This is a genomic window from Erwinia rhapontici, assembly GCF_012271765.1.
Classification (GTDB): Bacteria; Pseudomonadota; Gammaproteobacteria; order Enterobacterales; family Enterobacteriaceae; genus Erwinia; species Erwinia rhapontici.
In genome coordinates this window covers 547397-564550 of the sequence record NZ_VRKO01000016.1, presented here as the reverse complement: position 1 = coordinate 564550, position 17154 = coordinate 547397, and the positions used below count along the sequence as shown (strand labels likewise).

The window sequence follows — 17154 nt, the reverse complement described above, 5'->3', positions numbered from 1 at the left end:
ATCGAATGTGTGATCAATGCCGGGATTTGGTTTTAAAAAGAGTCAGTTAACGCCCCAAAAGACGTCAACCGCACCAAAATGGCGCGCAGTGAGGGTGCATAACAGTAAAAGAAGCGGTTGAGTGGAGTTTCATTCCCCTGCTGATAATCCCCTCTTTTATTATTATGGTTGAAAGTTATTTCACAGCGGATAATAGTCTTTATTTACATATGGACATTTCATGTTAATGAAAATGAATTCCTGTAATTAAACTATGGAAAAAACATGAAAAACAAACGTTCAAAAAATAAGCCAATGCCATTTTTAATATAAGATAAAATTATCCAGACATAAAGAAACCCTATAGTTAAAATAACTGTAAACTATTGATTTAAAATAAAATAAATTAAATAAATCATACGCAGGGCGAGAGTGTCCGTATAAAATACAGACAGAAGTAAAAATGAAAATGCATTGCACTGGTTTTCATTTATCTGGGCTAAAAGCTGATATTACATTTTGTTACAAATATTTGGTTTTTATGACACACTTATCTGTGTCATTTTCCATTCCGCACGATTTGACAAAACATTATAAATTTTAAGAACAGGGATTATTTAATGATGAAGCATTCTTTTCTGGCTTTAACGGTATCTGCATTACTGGCTTCCACTGCGGCCCAGGCTGCCGAAATCTACAATAAAGATGGCAATAAACTGGACCTGAACGGCAAGATCAACGTCGGGCACCTGTTCTCGGATGACATCAATAACGATGGTGACGTGTCTTATGCGCGCTTCGGTTTCAAAGGTGAAACCAAGATCAGCGATGAGTTAACGGGTTATGGGCAATGGCAGTACAACTTCCAGCTGAACAAATCTGAAGGGTCGGATGCATTAAGCGGCGATAAAACCCGCCTTGGTTTCGCCGGCCTGAAGTACGGTAAATGGGGTTCATTCGACTACGGTCGTAACTATGGCCTGGTGTACGATGCGCTGGCCTGGACCGATATGCTGCCTAAATTCGGCGGTGATTCCGGTTATGCCGATGTGTTCCTCTCAACCCGTGCTACCGGTGTCGCGACCTGGCGTAATACGAATTTCTTCGGTCTGGTCGACGGTCTGAACGTTGCGGTACAGTACCAGGGTAAAAATGAACGTACCGACGGCAACGCCGTGCGTCGTTCAAATGGCGATGGTTACGCCACATCGGTCAGTTGGACGGCCGATTCTGGTTTCGGCATTGTCGGCAGCTATGCCAACCTGGGCCGTACCGGAACACAAAACAATGCCACCTTCGGTAAAGGTGATCGCGCAGAGCACTGGGCAACGGCAATCAAATATGATGCTAACCAGATTTACCTGGCCGCGATGTACGGTAACACGCACAACGCCACGCCAATTACGGGTGGCTTTGCCAACAAGGCGGTGAATTTTGAAGCTATCGCCCAGTATCAGTTCCTGAATGGTTTCCGCCCTTCTCTGGCGTATGTCAGCTCACGTGGTAAAGACATTGAGAACGTGGGTGATGCCGATATCGTTAAATATGCCTCTGCGGGTGCGAACTACTACTTCAACAAAAACTTCCTGGTCTATGCCGAGTACAAATTCAATCTGCTGAAGGATAACAATCCGTTAGCGCTGGCGGATGATGATGTGGCGGGTGTGGGTCTGAACTATCAGTTCTGATGGGGAAATCGGACCAAAACAGGCAGGGTTTAACACTGACAGCGGGCACGCTCTTGCGGTGATGAAGCCAGTTTGAGGTAAGCCGGACGTCACGCGGCAGGGATGCCGCGAGCCGAGGCACGCAAGGAGGTGTTTTTTGCCAATCCGGCGTGCTCAAACTGACCCCATACCTGAAGCCGACCCACCCGCCAGCAAATCCCTCACGTCAACCGATAACGGCAGTCCGGTCGTGGCGTATCCGGCAATTCTTCTTCCAGATTCATTTCCCGCAGATTAATCTCAATATTGGTGCACATCGCATCCAGCGGCAGATGGTTGTTGGCAAAACCAAACGGCATCTCCAGCTCTTCCGCCAGCGTGTCCAGCGACAGGAAGGTATAAGCAATAAACACCGATACCAGCGGCGTCATGTAGTGTAAGTCCGGCACCAGCGCAAACGGCAACAGCGTACAGAACAGATATACCGTTCTGTGCAGCAGCAAACCATAGGCAAACGGCACGGGCATACTCGCCAGACGCTCACATCCGCCCAGCACCTGTGACAGCTGATTAATATTGCTGTCCATATGCATATAGAGAATGTCGGACAGGTTACCGCGGCGGCGCTGGTCGGCCAGCCACTGCGACAGTTGCAGCTCAATGAAATTGGTCGGCGAACGACGTTTCAGCACTTCATCCGCTTCATCCCCGAGGTAACGACGCAGATCCTCACGGGCATCACTGTGGCGCAACTGATGCTTGAGGCTATAAGAGAACGCCAGCAGCAACGATGTGACACGCGGCGCATCAGCGGGCGAAATCGCCAGTGCCAGACGTTGTAACGTGCGGCAGGCAATCAGCAGATTGCCCCAGAACATACGCGCTTCAATAAAGCGGCCAAAGCAGACGCTGTTACGGAAACCCAAAAATACCGCAATGGAAACCCCCAGCAGGCTGAACGGTGCCAGCGTCAGCTTGATACCCAGCGTTTCATACCAGTCGAGACAGAAAATAGCGATCAGGGACATCAGCAGATTAAGCGTTAAGCGGAACCAGATTCCGGGTAATACCGAACCGTGCCAGGCGAACAGGCGGATAAACCAGTGACTATTAGGACGGATGATCATGATGTGCAGGCGAGTGAGATTTTTCGCAGATTGTGCAGAAAATTCCCGCGCCTGAGAAGTGGTTTTTTGTGACTTTAGTCACATATATTTCGAGACAGTGTATTGACAAAAATCACGTTTTCAGCCGATAGCAGAATCCCCTGTATTCAAGGGGACATCAGGTCGAAACTCCCGGTATCCGCAGGCTGTAACGTGACGGGTTGCGCCAGTTTTAGCGTGATCCAGTTAGAAGTCACGCGCTGCTGCTTACTGTCTTCCAGCGTGACCGACAGATGATATTCATTGCTGGCCCCTTCGCTGCTGTCCCACGCCGGAGCGATAATACTCCAGCCGTTAGGGCTCGCATTATCTGCCGGAGGTGTCAGGCTCAATGCCTGCGTATCCCCCTGCCAGCTCACCGCTTTAATCGCATTGCTGTTACGAACCTGTAATTTCAGCGCCAGTGTTTCACCCGGCTGCACCTGCCACGGTGGCGTGGCGAGGAAGACTGACAGCGTTTTACGCTGGCGGAACTCCATCACCGGGGAATTATTGCGGTTAACCTGATCGTAACGGCTCCCGCTTAACGACTTCGCCGCCGCGACATTGCTGGCCGAAAGCTGCTGGCTCAGCGCCACACCAATGCGGTAATTCATCTTCAACGCAAACTGGTCCTGTGACTCTCCACCATCGCCCTCTTTATGGCTGGCAGAGAGGGTAAACAGCGGCACTGGCGTGTAATTAACGCCCAGGGAAACCGCCGTCGGGTTTGCCGTTGCATTGCCACTGTTAAACAGATCGATATGATTGCCGAGATACTGCTCGTAACTCAGGCTAACCCCTAACTGGCGGTAAAAGGGCAGATACCCCTGTGTAGTGATGTCATAACCGCGCGCCATCCGCATCTGTGTTGTGCTGTTGTGATTACGCCAGCCCGATAGCGGATGATAATAATTGGCGGAAAAACGCAGATACTCTCCCCAGGCTTCTGCCCCCAGAGAACCGCGCTGCTGGTGGGTAGTGAGCACATCGTCAACGAACGCGTTATACCCCACACGCCAGCTCCCGGCGATCCAACGCTGGCCCAGCCCGGCGTTGCCTACAGTGCCATATTCCGTTTGCTCCACCCCTAACTGGCTGAAAGTCAGATACTGATAATTGTCCTGCCACGGCGTCATCAACTGAGCGGAGGTGCCATTAAAACTCCCGGCATCATCTACGGCCAGCGACACGCTGGCGCGGCCATAAGGTGACAGAAGCAGTTCACCTTCACTGGCGGCACGCTCGCTGGCGGCAGTACGGAACTGATTAAACGCCCACTGACCGGCTTCCTCACGCAGCGATTTATCACTGTCGTTGTTCATGCTGGCTTCACCGATGCTTTTTGCCGCCTCAGCGATTTTCTGTGCCAGCCCGTTATCATGATCGGTGATACCCATACCCGGCAGCTGTTGCTGCATCTGCCGGAAACGACCGGGATCATCAAAGGGAGCATCGGGTACGCGTGTGGACTCATCAAAAGCGCGTGCCGCCGTGATCGGCAGGCCGATCACGGCAAGGGAAAACATCAGGCTGGAAACGTGGGACAAATAACGACTAAATAGAATCATAAGCTCAAAGCAATATTTTTTATCTGCGCGAGTGTGAGTTTGTTCACAAAATCATACAACTAACCTTAGCACAGAATCCCTTCCCAACGCGAAAATCGGGCGGCCCGCGCGAAGGACCGCCCAAAACTTACAGTGCTCGCCAGATCAAGACAGCGATACCACCGAACAGCAGCCATTTGATCACATAATATATCGGCTTATTCCACGCCTTCAGGCGTTTCCCGACCTTGCGCACCGCATAGAGATATTTGAACACCCGGTTAATGCCCCCGGTACGGTCACCGTTATTATTGGGGGCCGCAGCCGCCCCCACCAGATGACGGCCAAGCCAGTGATTCACTGCCTGCGTCCAGCGCCAGATCATCGGCCGCTCAATATCGCAAAACAGGATCAATCGAGGCTGCCCGCTGTGATTCTCAGCATAGTGAATATAGGTTTCATCAAACACCACACCCTCGCCGTCACGCCAGCTGTAACGTTCACCATCCACTTCAATAAAGCAGCGGTCATCATTCGGGGTGATCAAGCCAAGGTGGTAGCGCAGCGATCCGGCATACGGATCGCGGTGGCGCGGCAGGCGGCTGCCGTCCGGGAGTGAGGCAAACATGGCGGCTTTGATCGATGGAATACCGCGCAACAGCGCGGTGGTACGCGGGCAGAGAGACATCGCAGAGGGATGTGCCTCGTCATACCATTTCAGATAAAAGCGTTTCCAACCGGTTCTAAAAAACGAGTTAAACCCGGCATCGTTATAGCGGTCCGAGGCTTTAATCTGCTCTGACGCCAGCAGCGCCTCGCCTTCGTCACGAATCGACTGCCAGTTGTCACGCAGCTCAGCAAGCTCGGGGAAGTGATGAGGTGAAAGAAAGGGCGTGGTGGGAATGCGGGAAAACAGATACATAAAACAGTTAAGGGGAGCGACAAAGGTAGAATGGTCAGCCAGCTGACGCCAGAAGCCGTAACGAACCTTCCCTCTCCAGTGCACATACAGTACGGTAATTATCCACATCAATAAAATGAAGTATTTCATGTTGCTCTACTCGTCAGGTGACCGGGATCATCCTGTGATCCCGTAGATAAATGTCAGCATGTGTCAGGCAGGCGAAGACGACTTTTCGCCGGGTAGTGCATGACCGGAGAGAGTATAAAGACTTTTCGGCGGAGCAGAATGACGGTGGCACGAATGGAACAAAATCGGCCACCGCAACGCATCAGGACATAATCAGACCACCGTCGACGTTGATCGTCTGCCCGGTAATATAGCGTGCATCATCAGAGGCGAGGAAAGCCACCAGCCCGGCAACATCGTCCGGCTGCCCCGCGCGTTTTAACGGAATACCCTGCACCCATTCCGCCATCAGCTCGCCTTTGCCATATTTTTTACTGTCGGTACTAAGGATTTCACCCCATACGCGGTCATTGTAATCCCACATTTCGCTTTCGATAATGCCGGGACAAAACGCGTTGACGGTGATATTCCACGGTGCCAGCTCCTGTGACAGGCTCTGCGTAATCCCGATCACTCCCATCTTGCTGGCGGCATAATGCGGCGTATAGATAAAGCCCTGACGCCCCTGCCCTGACGATGTATTGATCAGGCTACCGGACTGCTGTTTCACCATATACTTCGCGGCTTCGCGGCAGCAAAGCCAGACGCCCGTGGTATTCACCGCAAGGATTTTATCGAAGTCAGCTTTGGGCATTTTGTCGAACGTGTCGATGGTGATCACTCCGGCGTTCTGGATCGACACGTCAATCGTCCCGAAACGTTCCGCAGCCTGGCGATACAACCCCTGCACCTGCTCTTCATCGGTGACATCCACCTGCAATGCCAGAATCTCACTGCCCCAGGCGGCTTTTATCCGATCAGCGGTTTCAAACACGCGCTCGGCGTTGGAGACCATCACCAGGTTTGCACCGTCTCTGGCAAAACGTTCGGCAATACCCGCCCCAATACCGCGACATGCTCCCGTGATCACCACGGTTTTATTACTGAAATTACGTTTCATCTGTTGCTCCTTTATGACGGGTCAGGCATGCCTGACCCCTACGGAATTCGGTACAAAGCTGTGACGCCATTCTGTGTTGTAGGGGCGGGTCAGGCGTGCCTGACCCCTACGGAATTCGGTACAAAGCTGTGACGCCATTCTGTGTTGTAGGGGCGGGTCAGGCATGCCTGACCCCTACGGAATTCGATACAAAGCTGTGACGCCATTCTGTGTTGTAGGGCCGGGCAGGCGTGCCTGACCCCTACGGAATTCGATACAAAGCTGTGACGCCATTCTGTGTTGTAGGGGCAGGCAGGCATGCCTGACCCCTACGGAAATCGGTACCTGGCCGTAACAGCCTTCTGTGTTGTAGGGGCGAGGCATGCCTCGCCCGACCAAACCACACTGCACGGCAGTTAACGCGACGGCTGCCACAGGGTACGTTTCACCGCATCCTGCCAGCCCAGCCAGCTCTGTTGGCAACGTTCATGGCGGCCCGGATCGGGCTGCCAGAGATCATGTTCTGGTATCAGCGCCAGCAGTTGTTCGTCATTAAGCTGGCCGAGCGTCCGTCGTGCCAGTAGCCCGGCACCGAGCGCCGACAGCTCTGGCGTACTGCTGCGGGCCACCGGGCAACCCAACAGATCAGCCTGAAACTGCATCAGCCACGGATTTTGCGTGGGGCCACCATCCACCATCAGTGTCTCCAGACGGAATCCCGGGTGAAGGCGCATGGCCTCAATCACATCGGCAATCTGGTAGGCAATCGCTTCCAGTGACGCACGGATCAAATGTGCTGGCGTTACGCCCCGGCTGAGCCCACAAATCACGCCGCGCGCCTGGTCATCCCACCAGGGAGCGCCGGTTCCGGTCAGCGCCGGAACAAAATAGACGCCGAGAGTCGAATCGATACTGGCGGGCAGCTCATGTAGCGCGCGGCTCAGCACCAGACCTTTACCATCGGTCAGTCCGGTCGCCTGCGCCATCCACGCCACGCCGTCCCCGGTATGAGGAATATTGCCTTCAAGACCGTAAACCAGCCGCTGGCCATCATGCCAGGCCACGGTGGTTGCCAGCGAGGTGATACTGGTATCCGCCTGGCCCAGAGGTGCCATCACCGACGATCCGGTGCCATAGGTGGCTTTCACCCCGCCCGGTGCCCCCAGTCCGTGACCGTACAATGCGGCATGGGAATCCCCGACCATGGCCATGATGGGCAGCCCATCGGGAATACCGGCCAGACCGAGGGTCACGCCAAACAGGCTACCTGAGGGGCAAATTTCCGGCAGCGCGGCACGCGGGATGCCAAACAGCGCCAGCATCGATTCATCCCAGCCGCCGCTGTGCAGATTTAACAGCTGGGTACGTGATGCATTCGAGGTATCGCAGCGGAACTGCTGCCCGCCGCTCAGGTTCCATAGCAGCCAGGCATCGATGGTACCGAGGCAAATCTCGCCGCTGTCGGCACGCGAATGCCCCTCCGGCGTGTTATCCAGCAGCCAGCGCATTTTCGATGCTGAAAACAGCGGTGCCACCGGTAACCCGGTAATGGCACGGATCAGCCCCTCCTGATTATCGCGTTTGAGCCGATCGCAGAAGACACCTGAGCGTGAACACTGCCAGGTCAGCGCAGGCCCAATAGGGCGACCACTGTGGCGCTCCCAGCCGATGGCCGTCTCGCGCTGATTGCTGATGGCCAGTGCCGCCACCCGATTTTCGCCCACGGTGTTGAGCACTTCGCGCAGCACCGTCAGCGATGCGTTAAGCAGCGTGAGTCCATCCTGTTCAACCCAGCCCGGCTGCGGCGTGGCAACCGTGAGCGGGCGGGACGCTTTTGCCACCACTTCACCGCGAGCATCAATCGCCACCGCTTTCACATTGCTGGTCCCTTCATCCAGCGCAACAATCAGTTCTCTAGCCATGGCTGACCTCAGAGAGCGGCGCGGCCGCCTGCTTTTTTTCATGGCGACGCATCAACACCACTTTGCTTTGCAGCTTCTGCTGGAACTGGTCGATGACAACGGCGGTGACAATCACCAGCCCTTTGATCACCATCTGCCAGAAATCGCTGACGCCCATCATCACCATGCCATCGGCCAGGAAGACAATCACAAAGGCACCGATGATCGATCCGGACACACGTCCGCGTCCCCCGGCCAGTGCCGTACCACCAAGCACCGTGGCCCCAATGGCATCCATCTCAAACATATTCCCGGTCATCGGATGCGCAGTTTGCAGCTGCGACGCCACCACCAGCCCGACCAGCGCGGCACACAGACCGGAAAAGGCGTAGACAAAGACTTTCACTTTGATAATCGGCACACCGGCCAGACGGGCGGCAGATTCATTGCCACCCGCCGCATAGATATAGCGGCCCAGCGGGGTTTTACGCGTGATATACAGCCCAATCAGCAGGAAACCGATCATCAGCCAGATCGGAAAGTAGACGCCAAGGAAGCTGCCCGAACCAAGCAGTGAAAACCCGGTATTGCCCAACTGCGGCACGCCAACCAGGTTGGCGTAGGTGCTGCCGTCGTTAAACAGCAGCGCCGCGCCGCGGGCGATATACATCATGCCGAGCGTACAGATAAAGGGCGCGACGCCAAGACGGGTGATCACCGTACCGTTGATCAACCCCAGCACCACCCCGAACAACGCCACCGCGAGGATCACTTCCGGGACGTTAAGAAACAACACCTGTCCGCCCCAGAGAGGGACACCGCTGGTCAGCAGCGCCCCGGCCACCATTCCACAAATGCCCGCCACCGCCCCAACGGAGAGGTCAATCCCGCCCGTCAGAATCACCAGCGTCATGCCAATCGCCAGCAGGCCGGTGATCGCCACGTGCTGCGTCATAATCAGCACATTGGACAGGGTCAGGAAGTTCGGCACCATCACACTGAAAAAGCCCACCACAATCAGCAAGGCAATAAACGTTCTGGCTTTCAGCAGGTACATATACAGCAGATATTTTTGATTCATTTTTTCTTCCTCAAGCCCGCTTATTCGTGCGGTGTCGACGCAGTGATTAACGTTTCGCGCGTGGCATCAGCACGCAGCAGGTCAGCGGTAATACGCCCATCCGCCATCACCAAAATGCGGTCGGCCAGCGCCATCACCTCATCCAGTTCCGAGGACGAAAACATCACGGCCAGCCCCTCCTGGGCCATTTTGCCGATCAGTTGATACACATCGGTTTTGGCACCGACATCAATCCCCCGCGTCGGTTCATCCAGCAGCACCACTTCCGGGCCGGTCATCAGTGCCTTGCCCAGCACCACTTTTTGCTGATTACCGCCGCTCAGAGAGGTGATGGGCAGATCGGTATCGCTGACCTTGATCGCCAGGCGTTGCACCATGTCGTTCACCTTTTCGCTCTCCTGCTGCGGACGCAACAGCCCCAGCGCCCGACGAAAGCCGCGCAGACTGAGATCGCTCAAGGTCATATTGGTTTTGATCGACATCATGCCGATCATCCCCTCGCCTTTACGATCTTCCGGCACCAGCGCGATGCCCTTTTTCAATCGGTACTGAAAATCACGCTTGTCCAGTACTTCGCCGTTCAACACCACGCGGCCGCTCTGGCAGCCCATCAGTCCTATCAGACCTTTAAACAGCTCGGTACGCCCGGCGCCCAGCAGGCCGTAAATGCCCACCACTTCACCTTTCCGCAGTGAGAACGTCACATCGTTCAGCTTGTAGCCACCATCCTGACGCAGCGCGGTGAGTCCGCTGACGTCCAGCACCACCTCTCCCTGCGTTGCGGCGGCATAGTCGAACTGCTTTTTCTTATCGCCTACCATCTGGGCGATGATCCACGGCACGCTGGCATCGCGCACATCACGTTCGCTGATAAAACGCCCGTCACGGAAGATGGTGATGTGATCGCCGATCTCCATCAGCTCTTCCAGACGGTGCGAGATATAGATAATGGTGACGCCACGCCGCTTCAGCGCCGCAATCACGTTAAACAGGACTTTGACTTCCGACTGGCTGAGCGCCGAGGTCGGTTCATCCATAATCAGTACCCGGGTGTCTTTCGACAGTGCACGCGCAATTTCCACCAGCTGCTGGTGACCGATGCCCAGCTCACCGAGCGGCGCATAAGGGTCCACATCCAGCTCCAGCCGTTCCAGCAGGGCTTTCGCCAGCTGGTACTGATATTTTTCGTTAATCCGGCCGCGCTGGAAAAACTCATTACCGATAAAGATGTTGTCCATCACATTCATATTCGGGAACAGATTCAGTTCCTGAAAAATGATACTGATCCCGTGCTTCTCAGCCTGCTGGGTCGAGTGCAGCGACACGGGTTCTCCGTCGAGAAAAATCTGCCCGGAGGACGGCACCTCCACTCCGGCCAGCATTTTCATCATGGTGGATTTACCGGCACCGTTCTCACCGATTAATACGTTGACCTTGTTGCGATACACGCGGTAGTTCACCTGGTCCAGCGCGGTCACGCCAGGATAGATACGCGACACATCACGCGTTTCAATCACCACTTCAGGCAGCTGATCCGGCGATAACAGCGGGTCGATTTGATATTCAGCCATCATGAGCCCTCTACTTGCGTACCACGTGAGCCGGGGTGACATCCGGTGGTGTTTGCGGCACATCCCAACTGCTGAAGACCCCATCAACCTCAACGCTTTCACCGACTTTCGGTTGCAGCTTTTTCACCTCATCTGACGCCAGGTTATTGATCGCCTTACCATAATCACCAAACAGCACCTGATCGTTGAAGTCCTGATAGCTGACCCCCTTATAAGCGTCGCGCAGCGCGGTACCGCGAATAATCGGGCCAATCTGCACCACGACCTGCTGTCCGCTGACGTCTTTAATGGTCATTTTTCCACTGCGTGAGGTGGTATTCACCTCAGTAACCGTGCCCTGAATTTTGATGCTGAACACACACGGGTTCTCATCCTGACTGCGGTATCCCCACTGTTTACAGGCCGCATCAAAATCTTTTGCTGTGGCCAGCGACTTCATCAGTTCGTCGAGCGGTTTTGCCTCGCTGACAATTTGTGGCACGATTTTTTGCTGATACGTGGCGGTGACATTTGCCATCGCGGGGTTGGGCGGATTTTTTAAATCGGCCAGCTCCTGCTGTGACACAATACGGCAGCCCCCGAGGGCTAAAGTGGCCATTGCCAGCCAGACTCGCCTGGACATAATTCTCTCCTTTGCGCCCCCACAGGGGGCGCAGTCACATCTTATGAAGCGTTAACTCAGGATTTGAAATTGAAGTCCTGCACTTTGTCTGCGTTGTCCTGGTTGATCAGGATGCCGCGGAACATCACGCGCTGTTTCTCGGGTTTGGTGCCTTTCTGCAGGAAATTGTCGATATCGGTGACGCCCTGCGCGGCGATCGCCTGCGCCTGCAACATCACGGTGGCTTTCAGCGTGCCGGCTTTGACCGCATCACGTTCGTCGTTGCTGCCATCAATACCCACCACAATCACATCACTACGACCGGCCGCTTTCAGGGCAGCAATGGCCCCCAGCGCCACCGGACCGTTACCACAGATCACCCCTTTTACATCCGGGTGCGCCTGGAGAATGCTGTCCATAATGCGCTTACCGTCGATCAGGGTGCCTTTCGCATCCTGCTTCGCCACACTTTTCATATCCGGGTACTGATCCAGTACCTGGTGGAAGGATTTCGAACGGGTGACGCAGTTGTTGTCGGCCAGGTTACAGGTCAGTTCGGCATAGGTGCCTTTCTCGCCCATCTTCTCAACGAAAACGTTCGCCACATCGGAACCCGCCTGGAAGTTGTTGTGGGTGATCTGCTCCAGCGCGACGTCATCAACCGGGATTTCACGGTTAATCAACACCACAGGAATACCGGCATCTTTGGCTTTTTTGATGGCGGCAACGCTGGCGGTGGAGTCAGCGTTATCGAGGATAATGCCCTGCACTTTTTTACCGATGGCGGCATCAATCAGTTCGCTTTGTTTTTTCACATCTTCACCGTGGGACAGCACGGTGGTTTTGTAACCCAGTTCCTGGGCCTTCAGGTTGGCCCCTTTGGCCTCAGAGGCGTAGTACGGGTTATCCAGCGAGTTAACGAGGATCATGATGGTGCCTTTCTCTGCGGCAGTAACGGCATGAGAGAAGGAGCAGGCGGTCGCTAGAGCTAACAGAGTTAAACGCATTTTCATTTTGATGTTCTCTTATGTTGTTATGTGTAGGTACAGCTTTTTAACCTTGGTATCGGATGCCGCAGTTGCGTTTACTTACCGCCTTGCTGCAACGACCGACAGTCGGGATAACATCTCGAATTCTCTGGTGTTGGCGCAGTAATCGGTATTACCAAATAGTGAAACCGCCATCGATCATCAGGTCTGCGCCTGTGATCATGTCGCTACCGTTGCTGGCAAAAAACAGCACGGCGGCGGCAATTTCGTCCGTGTAGGCAAAACGTCCCATTGGGATCAGTTGCTTCATCGCCTCCCCTTTCTCCCCACGCCAGGCTTTCTCGCCCATTGGCGTCAGCACCACGGTAGGCGACAGGGTATTCACGTTAATTTTGTGGGGCGCAAACTCTTTCGCCATCACTTTGGTCATCCCCAACAGCCCGGCTTTCGCCGAGGTATAGGCCACATGGTTATCGATGGCGATGGATGCCGCCTGCGAGGCAATATTGATGATCTTTCCGCCTTTACCCGCTTTCACCATGCGTTTTGCCACCGCCTGAGAACAGAGGAATGGCCCGGTCAGATTGACTGCCACCTGCTTCTGCCACTCGGCAAATTCCGTTTCCAGTACCGGCTGCAACATCACGTAGCCCGCACAGTTCACCAGAATATCGATCTGGCCATAGTGCGCTTCAACCTGTGCTATTGCCTGCTCCACAGAGTCCGGGTCAGTGACATCGCACTGAACAAACTGGACGCGATCGGCTGCGAACTGCCCGGCAACATCCGCCACTTTGCTCTGTTCAAACGCCGGATAGAGCAGTGCCAGCTTCGCGCCTTTCTCCAGCAGCATCTGATTGCTGGCCATCGCAATCCCCCCCAGCCCCCCGGTGACCACGGCCACCTTGCCACTGAGATCCCCGTTGATATCTACGCCGTAGCGCAGATTGACGTCATATTCGTTACTCATTTCCAGACTCTCCTTAAGCGGCAACAAGATTTTCTAACGTGGCGCGCAGGCCTTCAGCATCGATGCGGAACTGGCGACGCAGGGCAACACGACTGCTGCTATGGGTAAATTCATACGGCGGGATACCCAGCGGAATAAAGCGCTGGCGCAGGCTGTGCTGATGCAGCAGCTCACCGATAATGCTGCTCAGACCGCCACTCAACACATGTTCTTCCATGGTGATCACCTGACGGTGTGCGGTAATCAGCTTGATGACCGCCGCTTCGTCCAGCGGCCACAGAGAAGGCAGTGAGACGATGGTGATGCTGTCATCTTTAGCGGCCAGGGCTTCATGAGCCAGCGTTCCCAGACAGAACACCACGGTGTCTTTACCCTGCTGTAACACCTCTGGTTTACCCGGCACAAACTGGTAATCGGCATCATGCAGCAGCGGCACTTTATCGCTGTCCATACGGATATAAACCGGCCCTTTATGGCTGATGGCATGGCGGGCAATCGCGCTGGCCTGAATGGCATCTGCTGGCGCGAAAATTTGCAGGTTGCCCATCGAACGGGCGATAGCAATGTCGTTAGTACAGTGGTGCGTGGCACCCAACGGACCGTAAGCAAAACCGGCATTCAGGCCGAGCATCTTGACGTTAGTTTCTGAGTAACAAACATCATTTTTCAATTGCTCATTCGAGCGGGCAAACAGAAACGGTGCAGCATTAGCGGTGAATACCGTACGGCCACTCAATGCCACTCCCGCCGCCATTCCCACCATATTCTGTTCAGCGATACCCACGTTGATGACCCGATCCGGGAAGGCTTTTTCAAACGGGGCAATTTTTGATGTTGAGGTGGAGTCGGCCACCATGACACTGAGGTCTGCTCCCTCATTCTGGGCTTCCACCAGCGTGGCAATCACGGCGTCACGTAAGTCTTGCATGGTTAATCCTCCAGCTCGGCCAGCCCAAGGGCCAGTTGCTCATCATTAGGTACGGCGTGATGCCAGGCCGGGACGTTGGCCATAAACGAGATACCGTGCCCTTTTTCGGTATTGGCTAAAATAACGCGGGGTTTACCGATGCCGGGTTGGTTAGCGGCGGCGGCAATGGCGGCAGGATCGTGCCCGTTGCACTCCAGCACTTCGAAACCGAATGCCAGCCATTTGTCGGCCAGCGGCTCCAGCGGCATGATATCTTCGGTTTTCCCGGCCAGTTGCAAACGGTTACGGTCAACAATCGCCACCAGGTTTTCCAGTTTGAATTTACTGGCCGACATCGCCGCTTCCCAGTTAGAACCTTCCGCCAGTTCACCATCTCCGAGCAGGACAAAAGCACGACGGTCAGCACGACCAGAGAGTTTGTTGCCCAGCGCCAGACCCACACCAATCGATAACCCGTGGCCTAAACCACCCGAGTTAATTTCCACCAGCTCTGGCAGCTTCTGATGGATGGGATGGCCCGCCAGCAGCGTATCGTCCCCCATAAACTGGTCGAGGATCGCCGGGTCAATCAGGCCCATAGCAGCCGCGCTGCAATACAACCCGCCTGCCCCGTGACCTTTGGAGAGGATGAAACGGTCCTGATCGGGACGCGGACGGCTGCGATCCATCACCGCCATAAATAAGGTACAGATGATATCCACCTCAGAGAGGTCGGCACCGGTATGACCTTTGCCTGCCCGATGATTCATTTGCAGTACATAGCGCCGGGCCTGACGCGCAGTCTGTTTGATTGCCTGAAAGTCCATCATTACCTCTTCATCTATGACGCCGCGGGCCGGATAGCGTGTTGATATGACAGTCAACTGCGGCAATTTCGTTTTCGAATAAAAATATACGCTATCGTTTGTAATCATATTGTGGGGTGGATCATATTTCAAACAAAAGCCAAAAATAACATTAATGCATTATAAAACAGCAGCGTAGCGAGAATTCGCGGCGAGTATTGCGATGAAGACAATGTTAAATATCAGTTAAATCAATTGAATGGCAATTTTTGACTTTCATTCGAAAATTGAAAGTCACTTTTGCAGATCTCGCAATTGATGCGGACGAGGGTTACTATTTATCGCAACAGCCCGGCTGACGGGGCAGGCAACCCGCATTCAGGCAAAGGGAGTGATTGACTTGAAAAGCAAAAATGAACAACTGGCTGATATGCAGCAACGGCGGGAAAAGATCCTGGAGATGATCCGTGAGGATGGCACCGTCACGGTAAAAATGCTGACGGAGACTTTCGGACTGACCGAAGCCACTATCCGTACCGACCTGCGTATGCTGCAAAAAGAGGGGTATGTGCAGCGTTATCACGGCGGTGCAACATTGATTACAGGTAAGCAAAATACCGGCGCATTGCTGCTGGAACGGCAAACCCATCTCGACGCAAAAGATGCCATTGGGCGTCTGGCGGCACAGCATATCGAAAACGGCGATACGGTCATTTTCGATTCGGGCACCACGACGACGGCGATCGCCAATCATATGAATCACATCCGGCGCCTGTCGGTGGTGACCAACGCCGTGAATATTGCCCTGAAGCTGGGCGGTGAGCCGGGGATTAATATCCTGCTGACCGGCGGCACCTTTAAGTTCCCCACCCTGTCGACGTCAGGTGAAAAGGCCGCCAGTTTTTTTGAAAACGTGCTGGCGGAGAAGCTGTTTCTCGCCACGGCCTGCATTTCTCCCCGCCTCGGTCTGAGTTTTCCCAGCGAGACGGATATCAAGGTGAAAAGCGCCATGATCCACTCTGCGAACACCGTTTACGTGGTGGCTGACTCCAGTAAAATCGACAAGGTGTCGATGTTTGCGTTGCCCTGCGAATGGAGCAAAATCCAGTATCTGATCACCGACAGCGGCATTACTCAGGCGTCTATTGACGCCTTTGAAGCACTGGGGGTGAAGGTGCTGGTGGCGCCCTGATCGGCGTCAGTTCGGTATAAACGCACCACGTCACCGACAATCAACAGGCCCGGTGACTGTGGCTGCCGTTCCGCTACCGTCTGCGCCAGCCGGTCAAGGCGGGTAATGTGGGTGCGCTGATCGTGACGTGTGCCCCGCTCGATAATCGCTACCGGCGTATGCGCATCGCGTCCGTGCCGGATCATCTGCTCGCTTAATGCCTCACACCATGTTAATCCCATATAAAACACCAGCGTCTGGCGGGCATCACGTAAACTTTCCCAGTCAAGCTGGGGTTTGCCGTCACGTCCATGACCGGTGATAAAGCGCACCGACTGGGCCATGTCGCGGTGCGTCAGCGGGATGCCAGTGGCGGCCGCACAGCCGGTAGCGGCGGTAATGCCGGGCACAATATGGCAGGTCACTCCCGCCTGTTGCAGCCACTGCATCTCTTCCCCTCCCCGGCCGAAAATAAAGGGATCGCCGCCTTTAAGACGGATCACCTGCCGCCCGGCACGGGCCAGATCCACCAGCAATTGGTTGATCTGTGACTGCTTCATGCCATGAAAACCCGGCGTTTTTCCCACGTCAATATTCAGTGCCGTTGGGGGGATCAGTGCCAGAATATCCGGCCCGACCAGCCGATCGCAGACCACCACCTCAGCCTTTTCGATAAGACGCAGCGCGCGCACCGTCAACAGGTCCACGGCTCCCGGCCCGGCCCCCACCAGCCAGACATCTCCCTGCTGGCCGGGGGGGAAGCCCCCGGCCAGCAAACGATCAAGAGCAGGTATTTTTACAGTCATT

Annotated in this window: 15 protein-coding genes; 2 read left to right on the top strand and 13 right to left on the bottom strand. The window is 54.7% G+C overall.

Features of this window, described 5'->3' with window-relative positions; all coding sequences use genetic code 11:
- Positions 1 to 599 precede the first annotated feature (599 nt).
- A complete protein-coding gene (locus FVB43_RS19580) occupies positions 600 to 1667 on the top strand; it encodes a porin (RefSeq protein WP_159337228.1) in 1068 nt (355 codons plus the stop codon).
- A 200-nt stretch (positions 1668 to 1867) separates the two neighbouring features.
- Here FVB43_RS19580 and FVB43_RS19575 read toward each other — a convergent pair whose 3' ends face one another.
- The 12 genes from FVB43_RS19575 to FVB43_RS19520 all read right to left on the bottom strand — a co-directional run bounded on the left by FVB43_RS19575 (position 1868) and on the right by FVB43_RS19520 (position 15197).
- Positions 1868 to 2773 carry a bestrophin family protein gene (locus FVB43_RS19575; RefSeq protein WP_133845352.1) on the bottom strand — a complete coding sequence of 302 codons (906 nt, stop codon included), beginning with the start codon at positions 2771 to 2773 and terminating at the stop codon, positions 1868 to 1870.
- Positions 2774 to 2919: 146 nt separating this feature from the next.
- Positions 2920 to 4362 carry a YchO/YchP family invasin gene (locus FVB43_RS19570; protein ID WP_133845354.1) on the bottom strand — a complete coding sequence of 481 codons (1443 nt, stop codon included), beginning with the start codon at positions 4360 to 4362 and terminating at the stop codon, positions 2920 to 2922.
- Positions 4363 to 4489: 127 nt separating this feature from the next.
- Positions 4490 to 5392: a lipid A hydroxylase LpxO gene (gene lpxO / locus FVB43_RS19565; protein WP_167864586.1), complete on the bottom strand. Its 903-nt coding sequence runs from the start codon at positions 5390 to 5392 to the stop codon at positions 4490 to 4492.
- Positions 5393 to 5573: 181 nt separating this feature from the next.
- Positions 5574 to 6371 carry an SDR family oxidoreductase gene (locus FVB43_RS19560; RefSeq protein ID WP_133845358.1) on the bottom strand — a complete coding sequence of 266 codons (798 nt, stop codon included), beginning with the start codon at positions 6369 to 6371 and terminating at the stop codon, positions 5574 to 5576.
- A 395-nt stretch (positions 6372 to 6766) separates the two neighbouring features.
- The gene (locus FVB43_RS19555) at positions 6767 to 8272 is read right to left on the bottom strand and encodes an FGGY family carbohydrate kinase (RefSeq protein ID WP_159337230.1); all 1506 of its coding nucleotides are present in this window, start codon (positions 8270 to 8272) and stop codon (positions 6767 to 6769) included.
- Complete coding sequence (locus FVB43_RS19550; protein ID WP_133845363.1) at positions 8265 to 9332, bottom strand: ABC transporter permease; 1068 nt, start codon at positions 9330 to 9332, stop codon at positions 8265 to 8267. The genes FVB43_RS19555 and FVB43_RS19550 overlap by 8 nt, the downstream gene beginning before the upstream one ends.
- A 20-nt stretch (positions 9333 to 9352) precedes the next feature.
- Complete coding sequence (locus FVB43_RS19545; protein WP_374760127.1) at positions 9353 to 10903, bottom strand: sugar ABC transporter ATP-binding protein; 1551 nt, start codon at positions 10901 to 10903, stop codon at positions 9353 to 9355.
- Between the two features lie 10 nt (positions 10904 to 10913).
- A complete protein-coding gene (locus FVB43_RS19540; protein WP_133845367.1) occupies positions 10914 to 11525 on the bottom strand; it encodes a DUF2291 family protein in 612 nt (203 codons plus the stop codon).
- A gap of 56 nt (positions 11526 to 11581) precedes the next feature.
- Positions 11582 to 12517 carry a D-ribose ABC transporter substrate-binding protein gene (locus tag FVB43_RS19535; protein ID WP_133845369.1) on the bottom strand — a complete coding sequence of 312 codons (936 nt, stop codon included), beginning with the start codon at positions 12515 to 12517 and terminating at the stop codon, positions 11582 to 11584.
- A 148-nt stretch (positions 12518 to 12665) separates the two neighbouring features.
- Positions 12666 to 13463 (bottom strand): GolD/DthD family dehydrogenase, encoded by a 798-nt coding sequence (locus FVB43_RS19530; RefSeq protein WP_167864585.1) that lies wholly within the window; start codon positions 13461 to 13463, stop codon positions 12666 to 12668.
- A 13-nt stretch (positions 13464 to 13476) separates the two neighbouring features.
- Complete coding sequence (locus tag FVB43_RS19525; RefSeq protein WP_133845372.1) at positions 13477 to 14391, bottom strand: transketolase family protein; 915 nt, start codon at positions 14389 to 14391, stop codon at positions 13477 to 13479.
- 2 nt (positions 14392 to 14393) lie between these two features.
- Positions 14394 to 15197: a transketolase gene (locus FVB43_RS19520; RefSeq protein WP_133845475.1), complete on the bottom strand. Its 804-nt coding sequence runs from the start codon at positions 15195 to 15197 to the stop codon at positions 14394 to 14396.
- Positions 15198 to 15576: 379 nt separating this feature from the next.
- Between FVB43_RS19520 and FVB43_RS19515 the strand changes: the two genes are divergently transcribed.
- Positions 15577 to 16368, top strand: a complete 792-nt coding sequence (locus FVB43_RS19515; RefSeq protein WP_159337233.1) for a DeoR/GlpR family DNA-binding transcription regulator — start codon at positions 15577 to 15579, stop codon at positions 16366 to 16368.
- Here FVB43_RS19515 and cobA read toward each other — a convergent pair.
- Positions 16311 to 17153, bottom strand: a complete 843-nt coding sequence (gene cobA / locus FVB43_RS19510) for a uroporphyrinogen-III C-methyltransferase (protein WP_159337234.1) — start codon at positions 17151 to 17153, stop codon at positions 16311 to 16313. The two genes, FVB43_RS19515 and cobA, sit on opposite strands and share 58 nt — an antisense overlap.
- Position 17154 lies beyond the last annotated feature (1 nt).

What these genes read in the sequence shown, in the direction of transcription:
- FVB43_RS19575 (WP_133845352.1), bottom strand. Translation starts at nt 2,773, where the DNA reads ATGATCATCCGTCCTAATAGTCACTGGTTTATCCGCCTGTTCGCCTGG.
- FVB43_RS19540 (WP_133845367.1), bottom strand. Translation starts at nt 11,525, where the DNA reads ATGTCCAGGCGAGTCTGGCTGGCAATGGCCACTTTAGCCCTCGGGGGC.
- FVB43_RS19535 (WP_133845369.1), bottom strand. Translation starts at nt 12,517, where the DNA reads ATGAAAATGCGTTTAACTCTGTTAGCTCTAGCGACCGCCTGCTCCTTC.
- FVB43_RS19570 (WP_133845354.1), bottom strand. Translation starts at nt 4,362, where the DNA reads ATGATTCTATTTAGTCGTTATTTGTCCCACGTTTCCAGCCTGATGTTT.
- FVB43_RS19525 (WP_133845372.1), bottom strand. Translation starts at nt 14,391, where the DNA reads ATGCAAGACTTACGTGACGCCGTGATTGCCACGCTGGTGGAAGCCCAG.
- FVB43_RS19560 (WP_133845358.1), bottom strand. Translation starts at nt 6,371, where the DNA reads ATGAAACGTAATTTCAGTAATAAAACCGTGGTGATCACGGGAGCATGT.
- FVB43_RS19530 (WP_167864585.1), bottom strand. Translation starts at nt 13,463, where the DNA reads ATGAGTAACGAATATGACGTCAATCTGCGCTACGGCGTAGATATCAAC.
- cobA (WP_159337234.1), bottom strand. Translation starts at nt 17,153, where the DNA reads ATGACTGTAAAAATACCTGCTCTTGATCGTTTGCTGGCCGGGGGCTTC.
- FVB43_RS19550 (WP_133845363.1), bottom strand. Translation starts at nt 9,332, where the DNA reads ATGAATCAAAAATATCTGCTGTATATGTACCTGCTGAAAGCCAGAACG.
- lpxO (WP_167864586.1), bottom strand. Translation starts at nt 5,392, where the DNA reads ATGAAATACTTCATTTTATTGATGTGGATAATTACCGTACTGTATGTG.
- FVB43_RS19520 (WP_133845475.1), bottom strand. Translation starts at nt 15,197, where the DNA reads ATGGACTTTCAGGCAATCAAACAGACTGCGCGTCAGGCCCGGCGCTAT.
- FVB43_RS19555 (WP_159337230.1), bottom strand. Translation starts at nt 8,272, where the DNA reads ATGGCTAGAGAACTGATTGTTGCGCTGGATGAAGGGACCAGCAATGTG.
- FVB43_RS19580 (WP_159337228.1), top strand. Translation starts at nt 600, where the DNA reads ATGATGAAGCATTCTTTTCTGGCTTTAACGGTATCTGCATTACTGGCT.
- FVB43_RS19545 (WP_374760127.1), bottom strand. Translation starts at nt 10,903, where the DNA reads ATGGCTGAATATCAAATCGACCCGCTGTTATCGCCGGATCAGCTGCCT.